Raw genomic sequence first — 24190 nt, forward strand, 5'->3', positions numbered from 1 at the left:
TGCAAAAATGAAAAGACGGATCAGTGATGAACAGCTCGTTGAATTAGTCGAAGCCGCTATTTTTGTTTCTGATAAGCCGCTTTCGAAGAAGCGTTTAAAAGAAACCGTGTTAGACGATATTAACGTTTCAGCTAGCCGTTTAGATACAGCACTAAATACCATTTCTGAGCATTACCAAACTCGAGGCATTCGCTTAGTCGAAGTCGGTACAGGGTTTCGTTTTCAGGCATGTGCTAGCTTGAGCCCTTGGCTGAGTAAACTTTGGCAGGAAAAAGCCCCAAAGTACTCGCGCGCAACACTGGAAACGTTAGCGCTAATAGCTTATCGCCAGCCGATCACCCGCGGTGAAATTGAGCAAGTGCGTGGCGTAACGGTAAGTTCAAACATTATAAAGAGTTTACAAGAGCGAGAGTGGATAAAAGTGATTGGGTATAAAGAAGTGCCAGGAAAGCCTGCGCTTTATGCCACAACTAAACAATTTTTAGATTACTTTTCGTTGTCAGGGCTAAGTGAACTACCGCGTTTACCAGAGCAACACGACGAAAAAATAGATCAGTTATTGAATGATCCTTCTGTGAGAGAACCATCTGAATGAATGAAAAGTTACAAAAAGTATTAGCCCGCGCTGGTGTTGGCTCAAGACGTGAAATGGAAAAGTATATTGACTCCAATCGCGTTAGTGTCGACGGAAAAGTGGCTAAACTTGGCGATCGTGTTGATGAAAACGCCGTGATCCGGGTAGACGGACACATCGTAAAAATTGAGCAACGCGAAGAACGTGTTTGTCGCGTACTTATGTACCACAAGCCTGAAGGGGAGTTGTGTACGCGAAAAGATCCTCAAGGTCGTCGTACGGTATTCGACAGATTACCCAAATTGGACGGCGATCGTTGGATTGCTATCGGACGTTTGGATATAAATACATCAGGCTTACTACTGTTCACCAATGATGGTGAACTGGCCAATCGCTTAATGCACCCCAAATACGAGGTTGAACGGGAATATTCTGCACGTGTTTTTGGTGAAGTAACCAACCAAACGCTACGCACTTTGACAAAAGGCGTTGAATTAGACGATGGCCCAGCCAAATTCCTAAAAATCAAGCCGATGGGTGGTGAAGGCTTAAATAAGTGGTTTAACGTTATGCTCACTGAAGGGCGTAATCGTGAAGTAAGGCGTCTTTGGCAATCACAAGACGTTGAGGTATCTCGCCTGATCCGTATTCGCTACGGCAAGCTTGAACTGAATAAGCGCCTACCACAAGGTGGATGGGAAGAGCTTAACCTTGAAGATGTAAATTACTTAAGAAAGTCTGTTGGTTTACGTTCAGAAACACAGACTAAGCTGTCAGTGATGCCTGAAAAGCGCAAAGATAAACGCGCTAAAATCAACAAAATCCGCAAAGCTGTGAAAAAGCATAACCAGCGGGTTAAAACACCGAGTAGAAGAAAGTAACTTACTGACGCGAAAACTCTCGTTTTTTAGTGTAAACAGACTATCAGATTTCTATCAGCAAGGTAGTCTGTTTACATAGATTCTCCCATTCCATTAAGCGATTTAGTGCTCTGCTCCAACGTCTCAATTGACTGCCGTATTAATGTTTCAGATGGGAGTCCTTCGGTTTTTTTCTGTTCGCCTTGATTAATTGATAACTCAACCAACCAAGTATTTTTGTTTGGTGAGGAAATTGCGGCTAAATACTTCGCATTTTCTTTCATTTGCGGGTTACGCTGGCCACTTGTGATAAATGCAGCTTCGGCTAATATCGAACCGGCTTTCGCTGTGCTCTGCTCATTTAAATAGGTAGATGCAGCGTCAAGAAGCAATGAATAGGAGGCTGCAACAGTTCTGTTATCAGTATTTATAGCGAGATTATAGTTATTTTGTTTAAGTTGTTCACTTAAAATAGTTTGTGGCAACTCTGCTGATGTTAGGTTCATCCCTTCATTTTTCGCCATGTGCGCAACTATTGAGTATTCGAGACTCATATAGTTTGCAGTTGCAGTTGAAATATTTAAGTTTTTAGATATCTCATTAGATTGCTTGTAATAGGCTAAAGCACTTTCTATAAATTGTGCTTCGCTGTTTTGGATCTTAGTGAACGCCAAACGTGCATTACTCAAGGTATGACGGAATGTTTTATTAGCTATAGAAGAATTTTTGGCAACCCAGCGGTTAATTGTTTGACTAGCTAAATTGTATGGTAATAAACAGTTTATAAAATCTACTGTGTCGAGAAAGTTTCCTTCACCAATAGTAAATTTCTCCCTTTCCATAGCCAATTTAAATGCAAGTAGGGAGGCAGAAAACCGATCTCGTCTAATAAAGTCCTCTAACTCGTATTTTTGTACGTATTCATCGGAGCTAATTATTCGATGGTAATAGCTATCTATTTTATTGGATTTTATATCTGCAAAAAAGTCTAAGACAGACCACAAAGGTACCACATTTAGTGCGCCGTTATCTTCGAAATCAATATCTAACCAAGTTACAGAACCATCATCTCTAACTACCATTTTTCCAGATAATACTCCCATTCCATACCCATATGTGTTGACCAACAAGCCGCCGCTGTATCCTTTAAATGCAGAAAGTTGGGTGACCTTTGCGTAACCGTCATTGGTTTGTGAGTACATGTTGCCAAGCTCAGATAAACTGGGTAATTGACTATCGATTGGATAGCCCATAATCCGGGCCTCATGGCGGCCAAACTTTGATTTAAAGTTAACTGGGATTGGTACAACCGTATTTTCGCTTACGTCGGTAAGGCGTAGCATTGCTATATCAAGAGTTTTATGGAATGGCTTAACAAGCTCAACATTATAAGTTACAAATTCACTCTCATTTTTTGCCAGTCTAGCTATAATGCGTGACTGTGAGTGATAATTATTCAGCTCAAAGATATGCTTAGCAGTTAACATGTAACCATCTTCTGATATCAATGTTGCTGTTCCGATACGTTTCTCAGTTCTTGGATTATCGTTAGTAACCAATAAAATTTGAAAGACCGAATTTGCTAGCAGATTTTTGAAATCTGATTTAGAAGCTAAAGAAGCTTTAGAGTACAAATCACATTTGAAACTACTGGCTCCACTATAAAATGAGGCACATATTAAGCATAAAAAAAACAATCGAATCATAACGTTAATTCCTTATTTTTAACTGCTCCGTAACGTTGATTGGACTGGCCTGCAGCACTACGCTTCCGTAAGTTGTCAAACCAGTCTCAACATAGCTATCAATAGCGAATGCTTTAAAAGCGATATACCTAGGAGATTCAACAATTAAATTATTATCTTTATTGATTTGATACTGAATGCCTGCATTTGCATCTACGGCCCCTTTAAACTTGGCAGCAGCTTCTAGAGACGCACCGAATAGTTGGTCTAACGAGTAAGTCATCTTGTCTATTGAAATAGACTCCTGAACAATGAACACGTCTTTAATTGAGCCACGCTCAGAAATTTTCTTTAGAGCTGAATAACAAGAAGGCGTAATAGTTTTTGCTTTTCCATCCAGATTAAATAGGCTCTCTTCTGATATGGAAATGGCCTTCGCTCCTTCAAACTTTACTTCTATATCCATATTTTGATTATTATTAAAGCCTAAATTAGGCTGACTTTTGAATAATCCTCTCAAAAGCTCTAAACCTATGTCGAAAGATACTGACTCACGACTGGACTCAGCTGGAATAGAAATTGCGGTGCTTTCAATGGTAATATCAGGGAACAAGCTGTTACATACCGGTGAAATTACAACACTGCCAGAATGCGCTTTTTTAAATCTAAAAACTGACGCGGGACCACGGTCAATACGAGGAGGGTTGTAAAAGCTATAACCAAGCTTCTCTAGATAACTTGATATTCCCTCAATTTTAGGTTCTGTATCTGAACCGCATCCAGTCACGGCCAAAGCTAGAAAAGTCAGACCTAGGTGAAATGCTATTTTCATAGTTGGTACCTTATGAACGGGCCTTAATCCTTTACTGTGTTAGGCTAGTACGTACTTCAGTATTTTGCATTATCAATCTGTAAAAAATATGTATTAATACTGGCGAGTTTTAGGTCAAGAAAAAGCCGCATTAAAGGTATGAGAAATGTTAATCTTCCCGTATTTATCCAGCTTTTTTACTGGTATTTAACCAGATAGCGTTATCCCTTATTTTGATATCCTCATTTTCGGTTAGATGCTGATCGTTTTTGTTTGTCGTGTGTGCTGTCTGGCTTGTGTTATCCATATTTAACTCCTGCTGAAGGTCATCTGTCGAGATTTCAAAGACAGCAGCGAGGGACTTTAAAGACTCTATGCTTGCGTTGTCTGTGTGCTCAATTCGCTGAATGGTACGCACATTTAAACCACTAAAACTAGCTAGCTGGTCTTGTGTCCACCCTTTTTGTTTTCTTAGTGTTCGAACAATCATGCAATCTCCTTGCGCTGACTGATAAATATGGTGACGTAAAATAACTATTGTTACGACGGCATCTACCAGACAAGAACACGACAAAGTATATAAAACAATGAGTTATATATATTGATAATACAGTTATAGAAATTGCCTAGAGGAAGAAATCAACAATAAACACCTATTGAGCCTGATAATTAACGATATATTTCGATTAAGAGAGCCGTGTAAAAACAGGGGAGTGAATTTTCACGGCTGCTTTGGTTTGAACGATTGGTTATCCAAATAACTCGTCTTCTAATGTTTTACCATTAATCAGAGATTTATATTCCCAGTGTTGTTCTCGACATGCTTGCAGCACATCTAAATCAACAGGTGCATTGGTTTGATATTGAATCAACAAAGCACCACTGGGGTTAACCACTACGTCTTTCACACCTAATACATTTTGTAAAACACTGACATGATTTTCTGTTGCTGGATTACGTAGTTTGAGCGTCAAAGTTGCCAGTTCAGAAGCTGCTATACGGTTTACTGATTTTAACTCACCAAGCTCCAGATGAAGGACTTGATCACATAAATCGTCTAGTTCGGCTAAGTCGTGCGAGCTCAAGATAAAGGTAATATCATTTTTTAACGAGCGCACTAGGTTTCTAATTTCTCTAGCGTTAACCGGATCTAAGCCTGCAGTAGCTTCATCAAGCAATATAATACTCGGTTGGGCGAGTAGGGTTTGTGCAATACAAATCCGTTTTCTCATACCATGTGATAATTCATGGGGTTTTACGTTATAACAATCTGATAGATTAACTAATTCGAGCACTCTTTTTACTTCGCTTTGGGCGACTTTTTTTGATAGCCCCTGTAGCTGGCCATACAAACCAAGTTGTTTGCTCACACTAAAGCGCGGATCAAGCTGTGCATCTTGTGGAAGGGCTGCCAGCTTATTAAATAGTGCGGGGTGGTTTGGTTTGTGCCCGAGAATGGATATTTCACCTTCATCGGGCAAAAGGTAACCGCACAATGTACTAAACAGAGTCGTTTTACCTGCGCCATTGGGGCCAACTAAGGCGATGGGATCGCCCGCGAATAACTCAAACGATACATGGTTTAATGCCGTTTTACTGCCATAGCGTTTTACTATGTTGTTTACCTTGATAATACTGCTCATAGTGCGCGCCTTCTAAGTAATAATGTGCTGATCAACAGAAAGCCAATGGTCTGTAAAAGTGGAATAACGAATCGGGCAGAATTGTTGCTCAAACGGACGGTCTCATCAATTTGGAATCCTGGCATTACATGAAGTAGTTCGATAACCACTGGAACATGGTCTGCAATAGACACCGTGACACCGCTAAATAGTAGGTAAATGAGTATCGCGTTAACCATGCTCATTTTACTTGAGTTTGAAAAGTTATTAACAAGCGACATATACGCGATAAAAGGCATGACAATAAGCGTTAATTCAAGGCTTAGAGCGATTGCTTTGACAACTCCCGGTATCGCTAAAGATGGCTCTCTAATTATCATTAATAGCCAAGTACCAAGAGCAGATAATGTAATTAGAAGCAATGTGTTGAGGGTTTGCCCCAGAAAACGACCGAGCACAATTTCATCTCTTGTCGCTCGAAGTGACAAAAAGCGCAGCGTGCCTCTGGTTCTATCTTCTACCGTTTGATCCGCGCTAGAAAGCACCACAAACAATGGAAAAAAGAAGATGGAAAACATCAAATAAACAGCTAATTCGATTTCTTTCCACTGGGTAATTCCATAAGCGCCTACCGACCCCAAAAATGAGTCAATAAAGCCTTTAAAATTGGGATCAGAAGCAAACACAACGGCTTCAGCGACGGCATAGCGGAGTATGGCATACCAAACCAACACAAAGGTCACTAATGAAATGATCCCTCTTCGGGTTGCAAACAGCCGTTGTAGTTCAAACACGGCTAGTAAATTAATTCTTCTTATGTTCATGGTACTTCTCTTTTAATTCATCGCGAGCTAATAAAACACTATTTAGGTGAGTTATAGCTGCATGATATGGATATGTCCCTGTTGTTTTTCAGCCTACTTTAAAGGCGCTAAAAAAGGAAGTTCAGGAATTGTAACTGCGTGTATCGACTTCATTTATAGCGCTAGGGTGAAAAAGTCTCACCGTACTAAACGGCTAAGTTTACTCATTATTTATCAATATTAAGACCAGCCTAAGTGCTTGTAAAACCAACTGTGGGTCATCAATTGGTATGTTATGTCCAACGCTGTCAGTTACGATATGAATGGAATTTGGGTTGTTAGAAATAAGTTGTTGATGTAACGCTCTCCAAAGATTTTTTCCGGCTTTAGTATGGCCAATCCACCAATTGGATTCCGCCACTTTAGAAGATGTGACTAACACGGTAGGAAAGGTACGAGTGACGTTTGATGGAGAAAACGCCTCCCCTTTATAAATTTGTTGGAGAATTGCCCATTCCGGTTGGTTTTTTAGCATTTCGTTCAGTGTTTTATTATCACTGACTGCTTTTTGTTTATTTAATGCTTCGAGTTGCTGTTGGAATTGTTCATGGCTGGGGTCTAATAATACTATGCCTGCCACTTTGTCGGCATAGCGGTTAGCGAAGCTTCGACTGTGAAAGGCGCCAAACGAATGTCCAACTAAAATTAAATTCTCAGTGACATTGAGGGACTCAAGTAGGGCGTTTAGGCGAATGAGTGAACTTTCTAAAGAGATGTCAGAAGCGTTGCTTGAGTTACCATTTCCTGCTCTAGAATAAATAATGACTCTAGCTTTCATTTGAGATATCACGGGGATCAAGCTATCCCAGTAGTTGGCTCCCATTCCAACTCCTGATTCCAAAACAAATGTGTATTTGCCTGTGCCAACGTCGATATATTCTAAAGAAGTATCATTGACATGAGCTTGCTTTGGTTGACCTAGAGCAACATAGGGCAATAAAAAAATCAGTAACATGAAAACGCGAACTAACAAAGTGGCCTCCAATGCCCATAGCAGGATATGTAAATATGATGCGTAAAAATTAAAAGTGGTGATTAAAAAAGACAGAGGGAGTTGACTTACTCCCTCCAAGTGACGAACAAATTACCAGCCGCAGTTACGGTCTTTGTTTTGTTCGTCTAGGTATTTTTTCAGTGGTGCAAAGTAGTCCAGTACTGCTGTTGCATCCATTTCATTTTTACCTGTTAGTTCTTGTAACGCTTCTTGCCAAGGTCTACTACTCCCCATTTCAAGCATCGCGTTTAGACGTTCACCAGCTTCTTTAGAGTTGTATACCGAGCAGCGGTGAATTGCCTCTTTGTTACCTGCAATTTCACACAATGACTTGTGGAATTGGAACTGTAAAATGTGTGCTAAGAAGTAACGAGTGTAAGGAACATTACCTGGAACATGGTATTTTGCGCCTGGATCAAAGTCTGACTCAGAACGGGCGATAGGTGCAGCAACACCTTGATACTTCTCACGTAATTCCCACCAAGCTTGGTTGTATTCAGCTGGGCTTATCTCGCCAGAAAATACTTTCCAACGCCACTGGTCAACAAGTAAACCAAATGGAATAAACGCGATTTTGTCCATTGCCATCTTCATTAATAGACCAATGTCTTTTGACTCATCAGGTACCGTGTCCAACAAACCGATTTGTTTTAGATAACCCGGAGTTACAGAGAGTGCGATGGTATCACCAATTGCTTCATGGAAGCCGTCATTAGCACTTTCTTGATAATACACTGGCTGCTGATTGTAAGCGCGTTGATAGAAATTGTGACCAAGCTCATGATGGATCACTGAGAATTCTTCACCTGTGCGCTGGATACACATCTTGATGCGCAAATCATCTTTACCGTCTAGGTTCCAAGCAGAAGCATGACACTGCACGTCACGATCAGCTGGTTTAGTAAATAGCGAACGCTCCCAAAACGTCTCAGGAAGTGGTGCAAAGCCCATGGATGTAAAGAACTTTTCAGCACCTTTCACCATTTTGATTTCATCGTAATTGTGTTTTGCAAGTAGCTCAGTGACGTCATAACCCGGATCTGCGTTTTCTGGCGCGACTAGGTCGTAGATATTACCCCAAGATTGCGCCCACATGTTACCTAAAAGGTGAGCAGGGATCGGCTTGTCTTGTGGTACTTTGTCTTCACCGTATTTTTCGCCTAATTTGGCACGTACATGACAATGTAAAGAATCATAAAGCGGTTTTACTTGGCCCCAGATACGGTCAAGTTCTTTAGCAAAGTCATCAGCTGGCATATCGTATTTACTACGCCACATTGCGCCTGTATCAGCGTAACCAAGCTCTGTTGCACCTTCATTAGTTAGGGTAACTTGCTTTTCGTACAGAGGACGCATAGGTTTGGCGATTTGGCGCCAGCCTTGCCACATGTCTAATAGCTCTTCGTAATTGCGACTTGACGCCATTTTAGCGCTCATTTCGCCAAGACTTAAACAGGTCCCATCTTGTTTACAGTATTTGCCTTTACCGTACATACCATCTAATTCAGCAGTCAGTTTAGAGAGGGCTTCAGTTTTTTTAGCGTCTTGTGGCGCTGGAAGTGTCAGGTTTTGCTTTAATTTATCTAGTTTTCTGCGCGTATCGTAGCTTAAGGTTAGTTTATCAAACTTGGCCGCTTGGTTAGCTAATTCAACTAAAGTTTCTGTAAACTCTTGGTTTACATCAGCAGACAGCGAAGAGGTATCGTGGGTGATGAAATTGGCATATATCCAAGCTGCACGGCTTGAACGTTTGCCTAAATCTACGAGCTGTTGTTCAGCTTTGTCTAAAAATGCAATGGCATCGGTTTCTGTTAATGTAGCGGGGGCAGGCTCTTGTGTGGTTTTGCACGCACCTAGTGCAAAAGTACCAGCGACAATTAGGGCGCCAACGCTTAACTTAAATAGTGGTTTCATACTCGGTTCACTTGTTGTAGTTGTAATCGTTCATAAAGCTGAGTTTGTACCCAGTCTCGTTCAGTGTTGGATAATAACAGGATGTACAGATAGCGACAAACTTTCCCCGCTGAATAAATGGTCAAATAAAATGGTTATATTTTGGTTACTTAAATATTGAGGTTGAGTGTTTTTTATCCATACTTAAAAGCAAATCGTTGCTTGCTATGCATTGAGAAGTTCGGCTAGAGAAGCTGAGTGCTCAAAAAACTAAAAGGAGTAAATATGACTGTCTTATTGCTAGTGATTGTTGCCATTGTGGTGGTTTTTGGAGTGCGAGATATCCGCCTTAAGCTCATAACTAACCCGCTATTTCGTTATTTTAAAACTTCTTTACCCGAGCTTTCTGATACCGAGCGTGAAGCGATGGAAGCGGGCGACGTATGGTGGGATGGTGCTTTGTTTTCAGGACGGCCTAACTGGGGTAAATGGTTGGCGAATGACAAACCTAAGCTTTCTGGTGAAGAACAAGCGTTTATTGACACTAAAGTTACTCAATTGCTTGCAATGTTAGATGAAGAATCAATCGCGAAAAAGAAAGACTTGCCTAAAAAAGTATGGGATTTTTTAAAGTCAGAGGGCTTTTTCGCGTTTATTATTCCTAAGTCGTATGGTGGCAAGGAGTTTAGCGCACAGGCAAACTCCACCATTGTCGCCAAAATTGCCAGTAAGAGTTTGTCCACCGCCGTCACTGTAATGGTACCAAATAGTTTAGGCCCAGCTGAACTGTTATTGCACTACGGCACCGCGGAGCAACAGCAGCATTGGTTACCAAAACTGGCGACAGGTCAGGTGATCCCTTGCTTCGCGTTAACATCGACAGTGGCAGGATCAGACGCTGGAAGCATTCAAGATTATGCTATCGTTTGTGAACGAGAGTTTGAGGGGAAAAAGCAACTGGGACTGGCGGTGACTTGGGAAAAGCGTTACATCACGTTAGCACCGATCGCAGATGTGCTTGGCTTGGCGTTTAAAGTTTACGATCCCGAGCATAAATTGGGTCATTCTATTGAGCTTGGGATCACTTGTGCACTGATCCCTACGACCAGAGATGGCGTTGAAGTTGGCCCACGTCATGATCCACTAGGGTTGTCATTTATGAATGGGACGACACAGGGCAAAGATGTGTTTATCCCTTTGGATTGGATAATTGGTGGAAAGTCAGGCATAGGAAAAGGATGGCGCATGCTGGTTTCATGCTTAAGTGCTGGCAGAGGGATTTCGTTACCCGCGCTGAGTGCCGGAACAGCACACTTGAGTAGCCGAACAGCCTCTGCGTATGCACAAGTACGCCGTCAGTTCTCAGTGCCCATTGCGGCTTTTGAAGGGATACAAAGTTCACTCGCGCGAGTATTTGGCTTTAGCTATCTCATCGAAGCAACAAGACAGCAAACTGCACTAGCGATAGACATGAAGCAAAGTCCCTCAGTTATTACTGCGATTGCAAAATATCACCTGACAGAGCATGCACGCGTTGCATTAAATGATGCTTTTGATATTCACGGCGGTAAAGCAATTCAAATGGGGGAAAGCAATTACTTAGCCCGAAATTATATGGGGATGCCAATTTCAATCACGGTAGAAGGCGCAAATATTTTAACGCGAAGCCTAATGATCTTTGGACAAGGAGCAACACGATGCCACCCATTTATTTTGAAAGAAATGGCCATAGTGCAACAAGAAGATCAGCAGGTTGCACTTAAAGAGTTCGATGAAGTGTTGTGTAAACATATCCAGCATTCAAGCGTCAACGGATTAAAAGCCTTTTTCAACGGCCTTACGTGCGCACGATTTGAACGTGCACCGGTATCGGGGGAGGTCGAGCAGTACTACCGGCAACTCACTTGGTTAAGCCAAGCATTAGCAACTTACAGCGATTTTGCCATGTTAAAGCTCGGCGGGAGCTTAAAGCGCCGAGAAATGTTATCAGCAAAGTTAGGTGATGTGCTAAGTCATTTGTATCTGGCTTCGTGTACGTTAAAGAAATACGAAGACGATGGTCGTCAGTGTGGAGAGTTACCGCTTCTAAGGTATGGTGTTGAGCACGCTATCTATCAGGCATGTTTGGCGCTGTACTCATTTTGCGACAACTTTGTTTCTGCTCCAATGGCATTTATGCTCAAGCGTATTGCATTTCCTTTTGGCTGTTGGATAAAAGCGCCAAGCGATGAATTGGCTCAAGCGGTTTGTAAAACAGTTTTGGATAATAAAATTGCCCGTGAACGCATTTCGCACTTGTGTTCAGTGGTGCCTGGTTCTGCTATTGAAACACTAGAGCAGGCTTTTTTACTGCAACGAGAACACGAGTCGTTATTAAATAGGTATAGAAAGTGGAGCAAAGATAACAGTTCAAGACTCTATGATAAATCCTTGGATGAGAGACTGAAATTAGCGGAAGTAGATAGCCTCATCAATAGCGAAGAGGCTGGGATCATTCGTAAAGTTGATGAGCTATCTACGCGTGCAATTCAAGTCGATGCCAAGTAGTCTAAAGTAATCAATCAGGGTTTGAGTGGCTGGTATTTTCGAAGGTAAAAGGCTGGGGAATTATCAATCAAAAAGGATAAAAGTCGTCAAGCAGCTATGTAATTGCTCCGTAGCATCGGTATCTTGCATAGCTGGATTGTGATAGACTCTAGGCCTCATTTTAACAAACGAAAATATGGAAAGACTATGTCTCAATTCAACACAGACGCAGAGAAAGCGAGTTACGGTATTGGCCTACAAATGGGCGAACAGCTAAAAGCGAACCCATTTGAAGGTTTAAACCTTAATTCAGTATTTGAAGGTATGAAAGACGCTTACGCTGGTGAAAACTTCCGCGTTGAGATCCCTGAGATCCAAGCTGCATTTGAGCAAATCAATGCAGAGATCCAAAAGCGCCGTGAAGAAGAAGCGAAAGTACTAGCTGCAGAGGGTGTTGCTTTCCTTGAAGAAAACGCTAAACGCGCTGAAGTTACAGTGACTGAATCAGGCCTACAGTATGAAGTAATTGAAACTGGTGAAGGTTCAAAACCAGCAGCAGATTCAAAAGTACGCGTACATTACCATGGCACGCTTATTAATGGCACAGTATTCGATAGCTCATACGATCGTGGTCAGCCAGCTGAATTCCCTGTAAACGGTGTAATTAAAGGTTGGACTGAAGCACTACAACTAATGGCTGCTGGTTCAAAATGGCGTCTATATGTACCTCATGAGCTTGCTTATGGTGAGCGTGGCGCAGGTGCTGCGATTGCACCTTTCTCAACGCTAGTATTTGATGTTGAGCTATTAGACGTTCTTTAATAGACACGTTTTATACCAATTTTCTTAATTAGTTGATCAGATATTAATGTGAATTGGTGTTATAGGCTTACGTTTGCTTTAGTTGTCGTAAGCAATAAAAAAACCCAAGCTTCTGGCTTGGGTTTTTTTATCTCTTGTCAGCTTACCTTATTAGTAAGTCGCGCTACCTTTCGTACGTGGGAAGGCAATTACGTCACGGACGTTACCCATGCCCGTTACATATGCCACTAAACGTTCAAAGCCAAGACCAAAACCTGAGTGCGGAACCGTGCCGTAACGACGAAGATCGCGATACCAGCTGTAGTCTTCTTTGTTTAGTCCCATTTCTTCAAGACGTTTGTCTAGCACATCTAAACGCTCTTCACGTTGAGAACCACCAATGATTTCGCCGATACCTGGCGCAACAACATCCATTGCAGCAACGGTTTTACCATCTTCATTTTGGCGCATGTAGAAGGCTTTAATATCACGCGGGTAGTTTTTGATAACGACCGGCGCATTGAAATGTACTTCAGCAAGGTAGCGCTCGTGCTCTGATTGCAGGTCAACGCCCCACTCAACAGGGAACTCAAACTGTTTGCCACATGATTTCAGGATTTCAATTGCGTCCGTATAATCAACCTGTGCAAAGTCTTTTTCGATAAAAGTCTCTAAACGGGTAATAGCATCTTTTTCAATACGTTGAGCGAAGAACTCCATATCGTCACGACGCTCATCTAATACTGCTTTGAAGACGTATTTCAACATGCTTTCAGCGAGTGCAGCGATATCGTTTAGATCTGCGAATGCAACCTCAGGTTCAACCATCCAGAATTCAGCAAGGTGACGCGAGGTGTTTGAGTTTTCAGCGCGGAACGTCGGGCCAAACGTATAAATTTTTGACAATGCACTGGCGTATGTTTCACCGTTCAACTGTCCAGAAACCGTCAAGAACGCTTCTTTACCAAAGAAATCTTCTGAGTAGTCAACATCGCCCTTATCGGTGCGAGGCAGGTTGTTCATGTCTAATGTAGAAACCCGGAACATTTCACCTGCGCCTTCACAGTCACTGGCAGTGATAATAGGTGTGCTTATCCAAACATATCCCTGCTCGTGGAAAAAACGATGAATAGCTTGCGACAGGCAGTTACGTACTCGAGTCACAGCGCCAATCACGTTTGTGCGTGGGCGAAGGTGTGCGTGTTCACGAAGATACTCAATGCTATGACGTTTTGCTGCCATTGGATAGGTGTCTGGATTTTCAACCCAACCTAATACTTCAACGCTATTTGCTTGGATCTCAAATGATTGACCTTGACCTTGAGACTTGACTAACACCCCAGTTACTGCAACTGAACAGCCAGCAGTTAAACGAGTCACTTCTTCATAATTATTTAGCGAATTAGGGACTACAGCTTGAATAGGGTCAAAACAAGAACCGTCATGAACGGCTAGAAATGAAATACCTGCTTTTGAATCACGTCGTGTACGGATCCAGCCCTTTACAGTAACCTGGCTGTCTTCCGCGACGGTGCCTGCTAGTAGCTCCGTTATCGCTGTGTGGCTCATCTTTACTCCAAAATGAATGATTAATTTGTGTTTTTAATAAGACTAAGAGTCTTTAAAGTCATGTAAGCCGTATATTACCTGCGATGAGCAAATAAAAAAACACCGAAATGGAAAAATCTGTTAACTGTAAAGCCACATCACAAGAAGCGTTGACAACGGTATGGATTAACTGGGTAAATAACATGAACATTTTTTGAATTTATGTCACTATTGTCGCTTATTGAATTTCTTATGTCGCATCATCAAACAAATGGCTAGATTGAATTAATGAAACAAGTTTTTATTTTGCGAGGGTTACCAGGCTCTGGGAAGTCACATTATGCGCAAACATTGGCAGATGATTTGGTAGCTGGTGATGAAACACAATACTTTATTTGCTCGACCGACGACTATTTCACCAATGAGTTGGGAGAGTATTACTTTGATAAGCAACGTTTGTCGGAATATCACAATTTAAATTTAGCACGGTTTATCAACGCGTTAGCTGAAGGTTTTCCGCTAGTAATTGTAGATAATACAAATGTGAAAAAATGGGAGTTTGTGGCTTACGCTACTGCAGCTCATGCTCTAGGCTACCAAGTTAAAGAGGTCGTGGTTGGTGAGATTAAAGATAAATCTTTGCAGCACCTATACGCGAAACGTAATAGTCATGGCGTAGGGTTAAAGACGATTTCGAAAATGGCGCACTTATTTGAATGGTGAGCCATACCCGTCAATGTATCTGGGTTAACTGCTGGTAACGACCATCTGCTTTCATTTGCTTTAGCGTTTCAGCAAGCCGAGCAGCGAGATTGGGATGACGATCTTTGTTTAAATAAGTATGCAACCTGATTTCTACTAATGGAGGTGTATGGACACGGATAGTTGTCGATTGGTTAGTTGTTAACTTCAACAAGCGCTCGGCCGTCGCTTTACTGGTTACGGTTATGTCCGCACGTCCAGCTAGTATTAACTCAATGGCCTGTTCAAAGTCATCGACTAGTATTATTCCTTTGAAACGAGACTGGTTTTTGTCTAAAAATGCGGTACCACGTTCATAAGCGATGGTAAGGTTTTTCATGCTCTTCCAGCCATTTACTTTGATGTCTGAGTTACCAATAACACTTTGGTCAATAATCGCAATTGGTTCAGGTACTTGTACTAAATTAGGTAGCTGTGTTAAGTCCAATGAGTCAACTCGGAATAGTTCGCCATCTACTCTGCCGGAATTAGCCCAACTCAAACTTCGTTTATTGGGTAATGTGATAATAAACAAGTCATAACCTAACTCTTCAAACGCTTCTGATAGCACGTTTTTGGCTTGCACATATAATGGAGTGCGAGGATCATTCGTCGTCGATAAGGTAAATGGCGTGAGTGCTGTGGTATTGGCGGCAGGCTTTGAACAAAACGTCAGTGCCAAGCATATTGAAACTAAAAAGTGCTTGTAGTTCATCGTATTTTATATCAAAGCCTTTATGGAACTGCTGTCATTATTATAGGTTGTTTTAGCCTGGGTAGGCCAAAACAACTCGCTTAATTGTTTAGTGATTGAATTTGGGCGTTCGTTTTAACCGTTTACTCTGGTTCTGTTGATTGAGGTTCGTTTGTAGCTGCTCAATACGTTGTTGTACGTCGCTGTTTACTGATATTGGTAAGTTGCTAAATCGAAAACTATCAGAGAAGCCAAGCTTTATTGCTTCCGCTAGTGTTTTAAAGGCGCGTGTGTGGTTAGCCAAGTGGAGCTCAATCAAACCCTGCAAAAAGGCTAATTCTGGCCAAATATTGTCTTCTTTTTGGCGCTTAATGACTTGTTTTAGCTCAACTAACGTTGAATTCTGGTTGTTTAATAATGCTGTGTATACTTGAGCTGAAAGTTGAAATTGTCCCTCTGCTGTGGCTGCTTCTGAAAACAGCTTGTCGGCTTGTGTTCTTTCTCCTAAAGCGAGATAGGATAAGGCTGCAAAAAATTTCACCGAGTGCGAGTCTGACATGGCAAGATCCATGCTATTTATTAACGAAATTGCACGTGTGTGATCTAGTCGCTGCTGCGCAAGCTTAATGCGTTCGAAAGCAATGATTGGGTTGGTTTTGAGGGTTTCCGGTAAGTTTTCAAGCTCTATATCTAACCATGAATACATACTCATCTGTCGCAAACATTTTAGATAAATGGCTAGTACTCGAGGATTGGATGGATCACGTTCTTTTTTGCATCTCTAGCTAACGAGTAGGCCATGGCTGTATTGCCTTGATGTAAAAAGACATCTGCTAAATATGCTTTGGGCAGTGACCATTTTTCGGCTGATTTTTCGGCTATTCTCAAGGTGTGCTCAGCATCACGATACTGATGGCTGATGAGCTGAACTCGCGATAGTGCAATCATCGTAAGTGGAGCATTAGGAGATAGTTCAGCGGCTTTTTCCGCATAGCCATATCGTGTAGATAATGAGGCTTGAGACGCATTGAAGAACTGATCGTCTAATCAATCGCAAGTTGAACATTGGCAGAAGTTAATAAATACACTGGATTAATGTATTAATGCTGTTGGCATTTTCATTCATCCCTGTACCATGCTAAAAAACCAAGCAGGGTAACAGCATGAAAAAGATAGCCATCTTTGTTGATGTACAAAATATCTATTACACCACGCGGCAAGCATTTGCTTGCCAACTTAATTATCGTCAGTTATGGCAACAGATATCCGCCATGGGCGATATTACTATCGCGAATGCTTATGCTATTGCTCCAGTTGACGACCAACAACATAAATTTCAGTCGGCATTAAAGCACATTGGCTTTAATGTTAAGTTAAAACCTTATATTCAGCGTTCTGACGGTTCTGCTAAAGGAGACTGGGACGTTGGTATAACACTCGATGTGATGGAATTGGCTGAGCAAGTAGACGTGGTGTGCTTACTTTCTGGGGATGGTGATTTCGACTTGCTACTGCAAAGAGTCGCAGCTAAATATGGCGTAGAAACTTGGGTATTTAGTGTTGAGAAGCTAACTGCTAACTCATTGTTACAAAGCGCGTCACGCTTTTTCCCGATAGAGCAAAATTTACTACAGCAAAAAAGGTAACTAAGCTCATATTCTAACTTCAAATATTGCCCAGAAATCATACTAGTAATGGTGGTTTTTTATCTCTTTGAATAGAAGCACGTTGAGTATATGGTCGAGAGATTAAAAAGTGTTCTATTAAAACAAATATTTAAAATCTTATGAACAAAGGTGTATGCGCTCATTTTAGTGCGAGCTGCTAAGCAATTCGCACTGATCTTTAGCAAGTATTTAGAACTACTTTATTACTGGTCCTGAACCATAATAATATGATCCATAAGCACAAGAGTTTAGATTTTCCCAAGTGCCATCAGAATATAAAACCCGTGTTGCACAAGCTTCAGCGTTACCACTAGGAGTATTGGAGTAGCTGGCAAAGCGGCACTGAGCACCAGTACAGCTCCAACGTCCACTGCCGCTATGGTTATAGTTCCAAGTAATATGTGCAATAGGTTTATTAGCATTTAAGCGAAATACCACCGATGCGACTGAACTAGATGTTCGGCTGGAACAAAATGGTGCTGACCAGCTTTGAGGAGTTGGTGTTCCGCTAATCAAGCATTCTACAGTCGCCGCCTGACTTGAAAAGCTGCTTGCTGTAAAGCCGAGAGCTGCTAAAACTACATAAGTTTTCATCTAAATTTCCTTTTTGGTTTTATTAATCCGTATCTAAAATGTCAACAAATTGTTTATTTGTCAATGCTAACTTTGCTACCTTAGCTTTTATAAGTTAATTCTGGCGGGTAACTGAAAGTACGCGCTTTTTTAAACAACTGTTCGGCTGAAAGATCAGTTTTTCACGATCACAACACCGCAGTTGCACTGAGCAATCTTATGGATATCATCTGGCTTTGTAGGTTACACTTCACAGCCTAATTAGTTATTTTTTATTATAGGAGAAAGTGTTGGCCTTCTTATTCGAATACGGGTTATTTGTTGCAAAAGCATTCACCTTGTTAATCTTAATTGCGCTGGGTCTAGCCTTGGTTCTTGGTATTGCTCAAAAGCCGAAATCAAGAAAGGGTGAAGTGGAGATTGAAGACCTATCTGAGCAGCTGGATGAAGCAAAACTAAGCTTTCAAGAACAAACGCTGGATAAAAAGGCACTAAAAAAGCTCAAAAAAGCGGACAGTAGTAAGTCAGCTAAAGAACCCAAGCCAAACGCATTTGTAATCCATTTCCACGGTAGTATTGATGCCCACGAAGTATCTTCTCTTCGCGAGGAAGTTAATGCCGTTTTGACTATTGCTGATCCTCAGCACGACCAAGTTATAGTAACGGTTGAAAGCGGCGGGGGAGTTGTACATGGCTACGGCTTATGTGCATCACAATTAGCCAGATTTAAGCAAGCCAACATTCCATTAACGGTGTGTGTGGATAAGGTTGCTGCTAGTGGCGGTTATATGATGGCTTGTGTTGCCGAAAAAATAGTTGCCGCGCCTTTTGCGATTATTGGTTCGATAGGCGTAATCGCTCAGATTCCTAACTTTAATCGTTTGTTGAAAAAAAATGATGTGGATTTTGAACAAATTACAGCTGGTGAATATAAAAGAACGCTCACTCTTTTTGGGGAAAATACCGATAAAGGAAGAGAAAAGTTCAAGCAAGAGATAGAGCAAACTCATAGTTTATTCAAAGACTTTGTTGCAGAGAATAGACCTAACTTAGACCTAACTGCTGTCGCAACTGGCGAACATTGGTTTGGCACCCAAGCATTAGAATTAGGTTTGGTTGATGCCGTTGCAACCAGTGATGATGTGATTATTAAAGTGAATGAAACGTATCAACTGTATACCGTGAAATTCAAGTCAAAACAAAACCTTTCACAAAAACTTGGGTTGGCGATTGCCTCAACATTAGAAGCCATATCAGTAAAAGCATTGTCGAAACTATCGAAAGATAAGTATTGATGTTTGATAATGCTTATAAGTGAAAAGGAAATCGTGGCAAGTCTCTGAGATATAAAAAATAAGTCTTAACCTGATTTGTCAGACTCGATTAACATAGCTAGATCAAATCTGGTCGCTTAAATGCCATTTTCGAATGTTCCGATAAAGCTAATCAAATGGTAGGACATGGCACCCGTTGCATGATAACGGTGAAAATGTCGGATGGCGCTTCGTTTATGCCGACCTACCGCGCTTACGTCTATCGGTTGATGTCATAGCTCATAACTGACTGTTAGATAAAGCTCGAACAAATTTTATCAATAGGGTGAGCACGTAAAAATTGCTTGGTACTTAACCCGTCAGTATCCCTTGCTATTCACACTTCTAACCCTAACCGTTGGCAATCAATTCATTGCGAGTATGATTAAAAAAAAGCTCGGGAATTCCCGAGCTTTTGTGTATTGGCTAGTAATATTGTCTTTAAACGGTTTGGTGACCGGACGTCTGTTCCTTAGTTTGAATATCCTTTTTAAACCACTTACGTCCGATACGTTTAAAATCTTCCAGTGCCACGTATTGACATGGGATAAGTACCAACGTGATTACCGTAGCAAATAGCACACCGAAGGCCAGAGAGACAGCCATTGGGATAACTAACTGTGCTTGTAAGCTGGTTTCGGTAATGATTGGGATCAGTCCAACAAATGTTGTCAGTGAGGTTAGCAGAATAGCTCTAAAGCGTTTACAGCCAGCTTCCACAACCGCATCTTTAATTGCAATTCCTTGTTCTCTTGCTTTGTTTACAAAATCAACCATTACCAGAGAGTCGTTAACTACAACACCTGCAACGGCAATGATCCCAAAGAAAGAGAGGCTACTCATTGTCATTCCTAAAACAGCATGACCAAGTACCGCGCCAACGACACCAAATGGAATAACCGACATGATAAGGATAGGTTGTGAGTAGGAGCGAAGAGGAACTGCCAGTAGCGCAAATATGATAATTAGCGACAGTATTAAGTCTCTGATTTGTTCTACCACGCTATCCATTTCTTCTTGAACACGACCTGCAACCGAGCTTTGTACACCAGGGTAGTTTTTCAACAAGCTAGGTAAATATTCATCACGAATTTCTTTGGCAATTTTGAATGGTTCAGCGGCATTTGTGTCTACTGATGCCCAAACATTAATTGTGCGCTTAGAGTTTTCTCGACGGATCCGGTTGACGCCGTCAACAATCTTAATCTCTGCAACTTCCATTAGCGGTACTTCGGCGCCTTGCGGCGTCATAATACGAACGTCTTGGATATCGCTGATAGAATTTCGTTGCTCTTTTGGATAGCGGATCATTACCTTGATCTCTTCACCCTCTCTAAGAATGCGTTGTGCCTCTAATCCGTAGTAACTGAAGTTAACTTGTGATGCTACATCAGCAAGAGTAAGACCGAATGTATGGGCTAAAGGTTTTAGTTCTAGTTGAACTTCGTCTGTTGCACTTTGCAATGAGTCGTTAATATCGCCAACACCAGAAATAGTTGCCAGTTTTTCTCTCAGTAATGTCGCAACTTCTTTCAATTCATCTTTGTTTTTACCTTCCAGTCTAAAACTAATGTCGCCATCATCTCGACCACCACCGTTGTTGATGCTGTCTTGGATGTTTAGTGACTTAACCCCAGGTAATGGCGGCATATTTTCTCGCCACAACGCACTCAATTCAAAGGTGCCAATTGGGCGCTCATCGGGTGCAACTAAAATAGCCATGATCTGTGCATTAGTTCGACCGTTCATGCTGACCATGTAGTCTTTAAGCATTTTTGTACCGTACTGTGCTTCAATCTGTTTTTCTACGTCTAACATCACCTGTTCAACTTTCTTTAGAGTTTCCAAAGTTGCATTTTCAGAAGACGACAGATTCATTTCGATTCTGATTTGCGGGAAGTCATGTGGGATTTTTGGGTTGGCCACAAACTTAATAAAACCACCTGCAAACATGCCAGCACTGACGATTAGGACAGTTAAAAAGCCGACGATTACGGTGTATCTGTAGTGAATACATTTAGCAACGAAACCACGATACTTGTTTTCTACGAAGCTTTTTAAACTATTGTCAATCAGTTCACGCAGACGGTGAAATGGGTTATTCGGATTACTTGGCTTGTTCTTCATTGCCGCGATATGTGCGGGTAGAATGAGCTTAGATTCAACAAGCGAGAATAGTAAACACAAAATGATGACACCACCGATTGCCTTTGAATAAGCGGCAGCCGGACCGGTTGCTAATGTCTGAGGTAAAAACGCTGCGACTGTGGTTAGTACACCGAAAGTTGCCGGTATTGCGACGCGCTTAACCCCGCGAACAACATTATCAAGGGAATGGCCATGTTTCTCAATTTCAGCATGTGCTGACTCACCAACGATAATGGCATCGTCTACCACAATCCCTAGCACGAGTATAAATGCAAACAGTGAAGCTAAGTTAATGGTGACATCTAAGAAGCCCATTGGCATGAAAAGAAACGCACCTAAGAAAGACACAGGCAGACCCATCATTACCCAAAAGGCCAAGCGAACTCGCAAGAACATCGCGAGCATCAGCATCACAAGCAGACCACCCCAAACCATGTTTTCAATCATCATGCTAAGACGGCCATCAAGATAAAACGTTAAATCAATAAACGTCTCAAGTTCCACGCCTTGTGGTAAGGTTTTAGATCTAGTCTCGATATACTTTTTAACAGTATTGGCAACGTTGGTAATGTCTTGATCTTTAGATGCGCGAACTTCTAATACTAAAGAGTTCTTGCCGTTGTATTTAGAGTATTGCATACCTTCTTCAAATTCATCTTTGATGGTAGCGACATCACCCAGCTTAATTTGTGCTCCATCGGGTAAGGTGATTAACGGCAAGTCTCTAAACTCTTGGCCACGGTATGCCTGATTTTCAACACGCATTGAAATATAACCATTTTCTGAACGAATTTGTCCAGCTGACATGTTGGCTGAAAAGTTTCGCACAGCGTTGGCGATATCTCTAAAGCTCAGTCCATACTCTCTTAACTTGTCCGGACTAACTTCAATCCCTATCTCATAATTTAATCCGCTGTTAAAGTTAACAATATTAACGCCCGGTAGAGAGAGCATTTCTTCATGAACTTGGTTACCAAGGTCTTTCAAATCATGCTGTGACAAGTCGCCATTAAGCGAAATCCACATTACTTCTTGTTGGAACTTATTGTGCCTAACAATAGGGCGCTCCATACCGGAAGGAAAAGTAGAGATGGAATCTACTTGCATTTTGATTTCGTCTAATACTTCCTTCGTATCGTATTGTTCATCCACTTGGATCCAAGACTGAGAGAAGCCACGGTTCGAATAGGTGATAAGGCGTTTGATACCCTCCAAGCCTTCCATGGACTCCTCAATTTTAATGGTTATCCCTTCTTCCACTTCTTGAGGTGCCGCACCAGGATAGACGGCCTGAACACTGATCCAATTGTTTTCGAATTGAGGAAACATCTGCTTTCGGATAGAAAAAGCAGTCAGAATGCCGCCAATAATAATAAATAGCATTAACAGGTTTGCGGCAACAGGGTTGCGTGCAAACCAAGCGATGAGGCCTGTTTCACGTTGCGACATGATAATTACTCCTCTTTCAATGCTAATTGAGTCGAGTCAGTTTTTAACTGAGCATCATCAGTACGCAGTTGCATGCCTTCAGTGGGATATTCCAGGGCTGAAGTGATTAGCTGTTGGCCACTGTTTATGCCCTGATCCGCGATAACAAAGCCGTTATATTCACGGATAACATTTAACTGTTGATAGACCAATTTATTGTCACGATCTAAGGTTGCAACTTTCTGATTTTTCACGAGGTGTTGTGGGATCATCGCTGCATTTTCAACTAATCTACCCTGAATTTCGGCGTTAGCATAGGCACCAAAGCGGAGCGGTTTATTGGTATCACCATAGGGTTGCTCTATTTGCGCAACCAAATAGGTCATACGGCTTTGTTGGTCAATAACGCCTTCGCTGCGAACTATCTCACCCTTCCAGCTAACCTGTTGGCCAGCAACCTCTGCACTCAAGGTAACGGGAACATGTTTTCCGTAATTCGGTAGGTACTGCAATTCTTTATCTGCTACGGGAAGGCGGATTTCAGCGACAGAAACAGCACTCAACTGGCCAAAGCTGTTGCCTGGATTAACTACACTGCCAAGGCTGATCTCTCGGTTTTTAACAATCGCGTCGTAAGGAGCTTTTATGTAGGTACGTTCAAGATTACGTTTTGCTCTTTTCACAGCGGCTTGTGCCGCTCGGTAACGCGCAAGTTTCTCTGCAAGTTGCGGTTTACGTAAATAGAGTTCTGAAGGAATTTTCTCAGAGCTATCGTCTTTAATTCTCTGCCATTCAACCTTCGCTACCTGCGCTTGTGCTTGTTCAATTTCTAACGCAGAGCTGGCCTGAGCAAGGCTTGCTTCTGCTTCTATTAATGCTGCTTCGTAATCGTTAGGATCGATACGAGCCAAGATTTCGCCTTCCTTTACGAAACCTCCTTTAACGAATTGAGCTGAGAGCTCGATGATTTGACCGCTAACTTGAGCAACTAAATCGGTACTGTATTTTGGTTGCACAATGCCATACGAAGAAACGTTAAGTCGGATTGGGGATAATTCAATCGGATCGACTTTTACCAAAGGATGTATGATTTCTTCTACTTTTTCTTCTGGGGGTTCTTTCATTGCTGTAAGTGCAACAGCAGCGGTAATACCGACAGTGAGAACAGCCAAAGGTAAGATAATTTGTTTTTTACTAGCCACGTTATATTCCTTCTTATCTTAAGAGGGTTATTTACACTTTTAAGCATACGCCAATAGTTATGTCGAGGTGTGTAATTCAAGTCCAATTATGTAACAAAGCATTACTTTGTTAAGGTAAGACGAAACCATTGCTAAAAAGGTTGTAGCAATGCCTGATTTAATTGTGGCTTTCGGGATTGTTATTGGTCACAGGGCAGAAGAATAAGGTAAAATATGAGCCTAATTTTTGTTGTTGTTTGATTTTGGA

Annotated in this window: 21 protein-coding genes; 7 read left to right on the forward strand and 14 right to left on the reverse strand. The window is 41.7% G+C overall.

The window, feature by feature from the left end; genetic code table 11:
- Positions 1 to 7: 7 nt before the first annotated feature.
- Both scpB and rluB read left to right on the forward strand, forming a co-directional pair.
- On the forward strand, positions 8 to 595 hold the full coding sequence (scpB, locus tag ACSLBF_RS06905) for an SMC-Scp complex subunit ScpB (RefSeq protein WP_440055871.1): 588 nt from the start codon (positions 8 to 10) through the stop codon (positions 593 to 595).
- On the forward strand, positions 592 to 1455 hold the full coding sequence (gene rluB / locus ACSLBF_RS06910) for a 23S rRNA pseudouridine(2605) synthase RluB (protein WP_440055872.1): 864 nt from the start codon (positions 592 to 594) through the stop codon (positions 1453 to 1455). The genes scpB and rluB overlap by 4 nt, the downstream gene beginning before the upstream one ends.
- 71 nt (positions 1456 to 1526) lie before the next feature.
- Here the strand turns inward: rluB and ACSLBF_RS06915 are convergent, their stop codons facing one another.
- The 7 genes from ACSLBF_RS06915 to ACSLBF_RS06945 all read right to left on the reverse strand — a co-directional run bounded on the left by ACSLBF_RS06915 (position 1527) and on the right by ACSLBF_RS06945 (position 9323).
- Entirely contained in the window at positions 1527 to 3140 is a 1614-nt protein-coding gene (locus tag ACSLBF_RS06915; RefSeq protein ID WP_440055873.1) for a S1 family peptidase, read from the reverse strand.
- Between the two features lie 4 nt (positions 3141 to 3144).
- The gene (locus ACSLBF_RS06920; protein WP_440055874.1) at positions 3145 to 3951 is read right to left on the reverse strand and encodes a hypothetical protein; all 807 of its coding nucleotides are present in this window, start codon (positions 3949 to 3951) and stop codon (positions 3145 to 3147) included.
- A gap of 163 nt (positions 3952 to 4114) precedes the next feature.
- The gene (locus ACSLBF_RS06925) at positions 4115 to 4420 is read right to left on the reverse strand and encodes a helix-turn-helix domain-containing protein (RefSeq protein WP_440055875.1); all 306 of its coding nucleotides are present in this window, start codon (positions 4418 to 4420) and stop codon (positions 4115 to 4117) included.
- A gap of 259 nt (positions 4421 to 4679) precedes the next feature.
- Positions 4680 to 5573, reverse strand: coding sequence for an ABC transporter ATP-binding protein (locus ACSLBF_RS06930; RefSeq protein ID WP_440055876.1), 894 nt, complete (start codon positions 5571 to 5573; stop codon positions 4680 to 4682).
- Positions 5570 to 6376 (reverse strand): ABC transporter permease subunit, encoded by an 807-nt coding sequence (locus tag ACSLBF_RS06935; RefSeq protein ID WP_440055877.1) that lies wholly within the window; start codon positions 6374 to 6376, stop codon positions 5570 to 5572. Before ACSLBF_RS06935 ends, ACSLBF_RS06930 begins: the two co-directional genes overlap by 4 nt.
- Positions 6377 to 6575: 199 nt before the next feature.
- On the reverse strand, positions 6576 to 7370 hold the full coding sequence (locus tag ACSLBF_RS06940) for an alpha/beta fold hydrolase (protein WP_440055878.1): 795 nt from the start codon (positions 7368 to 7370) through the stop codon (positions 6576 to 6578).
- Between the two features lie 129 nt (positions 7371 to 7499).
- Complete coding sequence (locus tag ACSLBF_RS06945; RefSeq protein ID WP_440055879.1) at positions 7500 to 9323, reverse strand: M2 family metallopeptidase; 1824 nt, start codon at positions 9321 to 9323, stop codon at positions 7500 to 7502.
- A 264-nt stretch (positions 9324 to 9587) separates the two neighbouring features.
- On the opposite strand from ACSLBF_RS06945, the gene ACSLBF_RS06950 reads away from it, so the two are divergent.
- Together ACSLBF_RS06950 and ACSLBF_RS06955 are read left to right on the forward strand one after the other, a co-directional pair.
- Entirely contained in the window at positions 9588 to 11849 is a 2262-nt protein-coding gene (locus ACSLBF_RS06950) for an acyl-CoA dehydrogenase (protein WP_440055880.1), read from the forward strand.
- Positions 11850 to 12035: 186 nt separating this feature from the next.
- Complete coding sequence (locus ACSLBF_RS06955) at positions 12036 to 12650, forward strand: FKBP-type peptidyl-prolyl cis-trans isomerase (RefSeq protein ID WP_440055881.1); 615 nt, start codon at positions 12036 to 12038, stop codon at positions 12648 to 12650.
- A gap of 150 nt (positions 12651 to 12800) precedes the next feature.
- Here the strand turns inward: ACSLBF_RS06955 and asnS are convergent, their stop codons facing one another.
- Positions 12801 to 14198, reverse strand: a complete 1398-nt coding sequence (gene asnS / locus ACSLBF_RS06960; RefSeq protein WP_440055882.1) for an asparagine--tRNA ligase — start codon at positions 14196 to 14198, stop codon at positions 12801 to 12803.
- A 267-nt stretch (positions 14199 to 14465) separates the two neighbouring features.
- Between asnS and ACSLBF_RS06965 the strand changes: the two genes are divergently transcribed.
- A complete protein-coding gene (locus ACSLBF_RS06965; protein WP_440055883.1) occupies positions 14466 to 14900 on the forward strand; it encodes an ATP-binding protein in 435 nt (144 codons plus the stop codon).
- Positions 14901 to 14910: 10 nt separating this feature from the next.
- On the opposite strand, the gene ACSLBF_RS06970 is transcribed toward ACSLBF_RS06965, so the two are convergent.
- The 3 genes from ACSLBF_RS06970 to ACSLBF_RS06980 all read right to left on the reverse strand — a co-directional run bounded on the left by ACSLBF_RS06970 (position 14911) and on the right by ACSLBF_RS06980 (position 16560).
- A complete protein-coding gene (locus tag ACSLBF_RS06970) occupies positions 14911 to 15633 on the reverse strand; it encodes a substrate-binding periplasmic protein (protein WP_440055884.1) in 723 nt (240 codons plus the stop codon).
- An 88-nt stretch (positions 15634 to 15721) separates the two neighbouring features.
- A complete protein-coding gene (locus ACSLBF_RS06975; protein WP_440055885.1) occupies positions 15722 to 16318 on the reverse strand; it encodes a hypothetical protein in 597 nt (198 codons plus the stop codon).
- Between the two features lie 32 nt (positions 16319 to 16350).
- A complete protein-coding gene (locus ACSLBF_RS06980; protein WP_440055886.1) occupies positions 16351 to 16560 on the reverse strand; it encodes a hypothetical protein in 210 nt (69 codons plus the stop codon).
- A 215-nt stretch (positions 16561 to 16775) separates the two neighbouring features.
- On the opposite strand from ACSLBF_RS06980, the gene ACSLBF_RS06985 reads away from it, so the two are divergent.
- Positions 16776 to 17258 (forward strand): NYN domain-containing protein, encoded by a 483-nt coding sequence (locus ACSLBF_RS06985; RefSeq protein ID WP_440055887.1) that lies wholly within the window; start codon positions 16776 to 16778, stop codon positions 17256 to 17258.
- A gap of 216 nt (positions 17259 to 17474) precedes the next feature.
- Here ACSLBF_RS06985 and ACSLBF_RS06990 read toward each other — a convergent pair whose 3' ends face one another.
- A complete protein-coding gene (locus ACSLBF_RS06990) occupies positions 17475 to 17873 on the reverse strand; it encodes a hypothetical protein (RefSeq protein WP_440055888.1) in 399 nt (132 codons plus the stop codon).
- Positions 17874 to 18142: 269 nt separating this feature from the next.
- On the opposite strand from ACSLBF_RS06990, the gene sohB reads away from it, so the two are divergent.
- Positions 18143 to 19147 (forward strand): protease SohB, encoded by a 1005-nt coding sequence (gene sohB, locus ACSLBF_RS06995; protein ID WP_440055889.1) that lies wholly within the window; start codon positions 18143 to 18145, stop codon positions 19145 to 19147.
- A 459-nt stretch (positions 19148 to 19606) separates the two neighbouring features.
- Here sohB and ACSLBF_RS07000 read toward each other — a convergent pair whose 3' ends face one another.
- Together ACSLBF_RS07000 and ACSLBF_RS07005 are read right to left on the reverse strand one after the other, a co-directional pair.
- Positions 19607 to 22762 carry an efflux RND transporter permease subunit gene (locus tag ACSLBF_RS07000; protein ID WP_440055890.1) on the reverse strand — a complete coding sequence of 1052 codons (3156 nt, stop codon included), beginning with the start codon at positions 22760 to 22762 and terminating at the stop codon, positions 19607 to 19609.
- Between the two features lie 5 nt (positions 22763 to 22767).
- Complete coding sequence (locus tag ACSLBF_RS07005; protein WP_440055891.1) at positions 22768 to 23943, reverse strand: efflux RND transporter periplasmic adaptor subunit; 1176 nt, start codon at positions 23941 to 23943, stop codon at positions 22768 to 22770.
- Between the last annotated feature and the right edge of the window lie 247 nt (positions 23944 to 24190).

Origin of the sequence: Pseudoalteromonas sp. T1lg65, from assembly GCF_051930985.1 — a bacterium.
In the GTDB taxonomy this organism is placed as follows: Bacteria; Pseudomonadota; Gammaproteobacteria; order Enterobacterales; family Alteromonadaceae; genus Pseudoalteromonas.

What these genes read in the sequence shown, in the direction of transcription:
- scpB (WP_440055871.1), top strand. Translation starts at nt 8, where the DNA reads ATGAAAAGACGGATCAGTGATGAACAGCTCGTTGAATTAGTCGAAGCC.
- rluB (WP_440055872.1), top strand. Translation starts at nt 592, where the DNA reads ATGAATGAAAAGTTACAAAAAGTATTAGCCCGCGCTGGTGTTGGCTCA.
- ACSLBF_RS06915 (WP_440055873.1), bottom strand. Translation starts at nt 3,140, where the DNA reads ATGATTCGATTGTTTTTTTTATGCTTAATATGTGCCTCATTTTATAGT.
- ACSLBF_RS06920 (WP_440055874.1), bottom strand. Translation starts at nt 3,951, where the DNA reads ATGAAAATAGCATTTCACCTAGGTCTGACTTTTCTAGCTTTGGCCGTG.
- ACSLBF_RS06925 (WP_440055875.1), bottom strand. Translation starts at nt 4,420, where the DNA reads ATGATTGTTCGAACACTAAGAAAACAAAAAGGGTGGACACAAGACCAG.
- ACSLBF_RS06930 (WP_440055876.1), bottom strand. Translation starts at nt 5,573, where the DNA reads ATGAGCAGTATTATCAAGGTAAACAACATAGTAAAACGCTATGGCAGT.
- ACSLBF_RS06935 (WP_440055877.1), bottom strand. Translation starts at nt 6,376, where the DNA reads ATGAACATAAGAAGAATTAATTTACTAGCCGTGTTTGAACTACAACGG.
- ACSLBF_RS06940 (WP_440055878.1), bottom strand. Translation starts at nt 7,370, where the DNA reads ATGTTACTGATTTTTTTATTGCCCTATGTTGCTCTAGGTCAACCAAAG.
- ACSLBF_RS06945 (WP_440055879.1), bottom strand. Translation starts at nt 9,323, where the DNA reads ATGAAACCACTATTTAAGTTAAGCGTTGGCGCCCTAATTGTCGCTGGT.
- ACSLBF_RS06950 (WP_440055880.1), top strand. Translation starts at nt 9,588, where the DNA reads ATGACTGTCTTATTGCTAGTGATTGTTGCCATTGTGGTGGTTTTTGGA.
- ACSLBF_RS06955 (WP_440055881.1), top strand. Translation starts at nt 12,036, where the DNA reads ATGTCTCAATTCAACACAGACGCAGAGAAAGCGAGTTACGGTATTGGC.
- asnS (WP_440055882.1), bottom strand. Translation starts at nt 14,198, where the DNA reads ATGAGCCACACAGCGATAACGGAGCTACTAGCAGGCACCGTCGCGGAA.
- ACSLBF_RS06965 (WP_440055883.1), top strand. Translation starts at nt 14,466, where the DNA reads ATGAAACAAGTTTTTATTTTGCGAGGGTTACCAGGCTCTGGGAAGTCA.
- ACSLBF_RS06970 (WP_440055884.1), bottom strand. Translation starts at nt 15,633, where the DNA reads ATGAACTACAAGCACTTTTTAGTTTCAATATGCTTGGCACTGACGTTT.
- ACSLBF_RS06975 (WP_440055885.1), bottom strand. Translation starts at nt 16,318, where the DNA reads ATGTATTCATGGTTAGATATAGAGCTTGAAAACTTACCGGAAACCCTC.
- ACSLBF_RS06980 (WP_440055886.1), bottom strand. Translation starts at nt 16,560, where the DNA reads ATGATTGCACTATCGCGAGTTCAGCTCATCAGCCATCAGTATCGTGAT.
- ACSLBF_RS06985 (WP_440055887.1), top strand. Translation starts at nt 16,776, where the DNA reads ATGAAAAAGATAGCCATCTTTGTTGATGTACAAAATATCTATTACACC.
- ACSLBF_RS06990 (WP_440055888.1), bottom strand. Translation starts at nt 17,873, where the DNA reads ATGAAAACTTATGTAGTTTTAGCAGCTCTCGGCTTTACAGCAAGCAGC.
- ACSLBF_RS07000 (WP_440055890.1), bottom strand. Translation starts at nt 22,762, where the DNA reads ATGTCGCAACGTGAAACAGGCCTCATCGCTTGGTTTGCACGCAACCCT.